Genomic DNA, 4,215 nt, shown 5'->3' on the forward strand with positions numbered 1-4,215 from the left:
GCCGGTGTATGGTTGAAGAGCAGGGAACAGATTATCGAGTTTATGCACACGCTTTTTCCGCTCCCGGTGGCTCCCGCGATGAGAAGATGCGGCATATCGGCCAGATCTACGAACACCGGTTCTCCCGTTACGCTTTTGCCCAGACAGACATTCAATTCACCCTTTCCCTGCGGGAAGTGTTCGAGCATCTCTTTGAGGACCACAAGTTTTGGCTCTGGATTCGGGACCTCTATCCCGACGGCTCCCTTGCCTGGGATCGGAGCCTGTATCCGAAGCGCCCTTGCTGCCAGCGCAAGGGATATGTCATCGGCCCTGTTTGCTATCTGACTCACCTTGACTCCAGCCGCTGGAACAAATTCGAATGTCGTGACCACCGGGCCTGGAAGCACCTTCTGGATCTTTCCCTTAAGACCGTAATCCTCCAGTTTTGCCTCGATGACTTCGGATCTCGCTATCAGATCCTCCTTGCTGAAAGTGACCGAGGATTCATCGTATTCACCGAGAAGGGAAAGGTCGGGCAGCGGCGCGTTGTCAGCCGGTGTCGATGGGGCCCCCTGCAGCTTTGGCCTGGCAGGCGCCTGTTTTTGTCGAGGTTGCGGACGGGGTCTTTTTGGTTCTGCTATATCTATCTTCCTTGGGCCTTCCTCGATTTCTTCTTCCACTTCTACAGGTATCGGCTCCGTTTTATTCCTGGTTTTCCGACTCTTTTTCCTGCTCGTTCGCCTGGGTGCCTCATCCTTCTTCCCTCTGAAGATCAGACCCGGGATCAGGGAAATCATGCCGGATAACCTTTCGACAGCCCCACTGATCGACCCGAAAAAGAGAAAGGTCAGAGTCAGCAGAAATGACGCTGAGAGTACCAGTATCGTACCTATCCTTCCCACCAGGAGTTCCAGCAGCGCCGAAGTCCGTTCTCCGAGCTGTCCGGCCGCTCCCGAAAGTCCAGCAGACGCGAACAACGCCGCGCCGATCCAGCCAAGGAGCGATAATCCCGCGAGCAACCTTCCCTTTTCGAGAAGTTTTCGTCCAGTGAGATACGCCCCGCCCCAGTACAACAGAAGCAGAGGGATCCCCCATGAAACAATATATCCGAAAAGATATCTGAGAACGCCCGCTATCAGCGCGCCGACCGGGCCACACATGTTCGCCGCTTCCCAGAAAAGGCCGGTATCGGCATCGTCCCAGGAATATAGAGCCACCCCGATGAAAACAGCCGAGGTCATCAGAATTATTCCGGTTATTATTTTTTTCCTTTTAGCCATGACAATGTACCGGTCCCTGCTTCATATCAGTTATCAGGACAATACGCCGACCTGTTCAGATCAGGTCATTTACGCTACTTACATTTATCAATGATCTGCCTGAAGGTAAAGCAGTTTTTGCTGATATCACCCTTGAGGATGCCAGATATTACGGCCGCGCCGACTGCGCCGGCCTCAAATACTTCCCTGATCTTTCCAGGTTCCAGGCCGCCTATAGCCACCACGGGCAGCTTTGTCCGGGCAGAGATGCTCCGTATCAGTCCTGTTCCAACTGCTTCAACCGAAGGTTTCGTGTCGGTCGGGTAGATAGCCCCGACTCCTACATAATCGGCCCCGACAACATCTGCCGTCGTCAGTTCGTCGATCGAGTGGACAGTCAGTCCAAGTATGGCATCTTCCCCTATTATCTCCCTGGCCAGCGCTGGATCACCATCATCTGCCCCGATATGCACGCCGTCAGCTCCCGCATCCCTCACGAGATCAGGGTAGTCGTTGACTATCAGCGGGACTCCTGCTTTCTTTGTAACGCTCAATATCGAGGCGATGTCTTCAAGCATCTCTACTCTGGCGACATCTTTGGCCCGGTACTGGATCATCTCCACACCACCAGCCACAAGAAGTTCGGCGACATCGCGTGATTCACCTCTGCCTACAAATATTCTGTCTATAAATCCGTATAAAAACAGGGATTTCGGCATGGAGTGATTCAGGCAAGCCGTCCCCATGAATGCCTTCTCGACTGAATAGACTCTGAACCTGAGATTCTTGTATATCTCGGCAACTTCCGGATCGAGCAGTTTTCCGAATTCCTCCAGAACACGGAGAGCTTCCTCTGCTCTGAGGAAATTCGCCTTGCACAGATCGTGAAAGGAACTCCTCTGACTCTCCGATCCCGTGGTATAGTCAGCCCCGACATCCGACCCTGTGTCCCTGAACCTGTGCGATCCGGTTGCTGCTTTCTCGGACACCGATCTGACAAGATGGCGAATATCCTTGATCTCTCTGAACAACTCGTCATTCTCATCCGAAAAACGAGCGATCTCCTCTACCACCCGGAGCCCTTCAGCGCACCTGTTCGTATTGGCGTCTATTATCCTTGAGATTATTTCGGAATCGATTGCCCCGGTTCTTTCCAAACCCTTCACCCTGCCCTCTATAGGATCACTTCTGCAACCTGTCGATGAACGAAGTATCGAAATCCCCCGCAATGAATTCTTTTCTACCCAGGATCCAGAGGTGAAACGGGATGGTAGTCGGCACGCCATCGATGACACATTCCTCCAGGGAACGTACCATCCTCAATCTTGCTTCTTCCCTCGTATCACCATAGGTTATCACTTTGGCCAGAAGAGAGTCGTAGAAAGGTGGCACCACGTAACCTGCGTAAAGATGAGAATCGACCCTCACACCAGGACCACCGGGAGGATGATAGAAAGTTATCTTTCCTGGTGATGGTTTGAAATTTTTCTCTGGATCCTCCGCGTTGATCCTGCATTCCATGGCATGCCCCCTCAGTGTGGCCGATGCATCCATCATCGGACTCATACCGGTGGAAGAAAGCCTGATCTGTTCCTTGATCAGGTCGTACCCCGTCACCATCTCGGAAACAGGGTGCTCCACCTGAACACGGGTGTTCATCTCGAGAAAGTAGACCTCATCCTCACCCGCAACGAGAAATTCCATCGTCCCCAGTGATTCGTATTTTATGTAGGAGGCTCCCTTTATAGCGTATCCCAATATCTTTTCGCGCATTCCGTCCGATATGCCGGGAGATGGAGATTCCTCTATCAGTTTCTGATGTCTCCTCTGAATACTGCATTCACGTTCGCCAAGATGTACTGTTTTCCCCTTCCCATCGCCGAATATCTGTACTTCAATATGTCTCGGGTTCTCCAGATATTTTTCTATATACAGGCCACCGTCCCCGAAGGCCGTTTCTGCCTCCTTGCTCGCGGCATGAAACAGTTCCTTCATCTGTCCTTCATCTCTGACTATCCTGATCCCCCTGCCACCACCACCGGCTACGGCTTTTATCATCAGGGGATATCCCATCTCCCTGCCGAGCTTCAGTGCGTTTTCCTCCCCCTCCAGGACATCCTCGCTGCCGGGGATGATCGGAATACCCGCCTTGGACATCAGGGTCCTGGCCATAGCCTTGTCGCCCATATTATTCATGATCTCATGAGACGGGCCGATCCAGTCGATGTTGCAGGACTTGCATATCTCGGCAAAGTGTGGATTCTCGGAAAGAAAACCGTACGCTGGATGTATAGCATCCGCATGCGTTATTTCTGCTGCTGCTATTATCCTGGGAATGTTCAGGTAGCTGTCGACTGGCAGGGGCCCGCCGATGCAAACGTCTTCATCTGCCAGCTTCACATGCAACGACTCACGATCAGCCTCCGAATGAACGGCGACAGCCTTTATTCCGAGTTCCTTGCAGGCACGGCTGATCCTGAGAGCTATCTCGCCCCTTGCCGCGATCAGAATTTTTTTATACATGGATTCTTTTAAAAGTCACCACCAGTTCCCCCGCCGGGCTCAGCATTTTCAAAGCTGTCCCAGGTATTGTCACTGCTTGCCTGTATTCCTTTCAGACGCAGGCTGAACTCGTGCGGGTTGGAACTGTTCTTCAGTGCTTCCTCCATGCTTACTTTTCCATCGGCAAGAAGCTGCATGAGAGACTGGTCGAAACTCTGCATCCCATGCGAAGAGACACCCTCCCTGATAGCCTGCTGAATGAGAGGCGCTTTTTCAGGGTCTATTATATACTCCCTTACCGCTGCAGTTACAATCATTACTTCAACGGCGGGAATACGGCCCCTGGATTCCTTCAGCGGTATCAGGCGCTGGGCGATCACTGCACGAAGAGTGGATGAGAGAAGATACCTGATCTCCTGGTGCTGGTGAGGCGGGAAAAAGGAGATCACACGGTTTATGGTCTGGGTAGCAT

At 52.4% G+C, this 4,215-nt stretch carries 3 protein-coding genes and 1 pseudogene; all 4 read right to left on the reverse strand.

The window, feature by feature from the left end; translation table 11 throughout:
- The coding region (locus KOO63_11960; GenBank protein MBU8922524.1) for a DNA translocase FtsK 4TM domain-containing protein at positions 1 to 1,262 on the reverse strand (1,262 nt) is incomplete at its 3' end.
- Between the two features lie 74 nt (positions 1,263 to 1,336).
- Positions 1,337 to 2,407: a thiamine phosphate synthase gene (gene thiE / locus KOO63_11965; GenBank protein MBU8922525.1), complete on the reverse strand. Its 1,071-nt coding sequence runs from the start codon at positions 2,405 to 2,407 to the stop codon at positions 1,337 to 1,339.
- A 16-nt stretch (positions 2,408 to 2,423) separates the two neighbouring features.
- A pseudogene (accC, locus tag KOO63_11970) lies at positions 2,424 to 3,764 on the reverse strand (acetyl-CoA carboxylase biotin carboxylase subunit).
- Positions 3,765 to 3,772: 8 nt separating this feature from the next.
- Positions 3,773 to 4,215: hypothetical protein (locus KOO63_11975; protein MBU8922526.1), on the reverse strand; the 443-nt coding region annotated here is incomplete at its 5' end.

The sequence above is a fragment of the Candidatus Latescibacterota bacterium genome (assembly GCA_019038625.1).
Lineage (GTDB): Bacteria > Krumholzibacteriota > Krumholzibacteriia > Krumholzibacteriales > Krumholzibacteriaceae > JAGLYV01.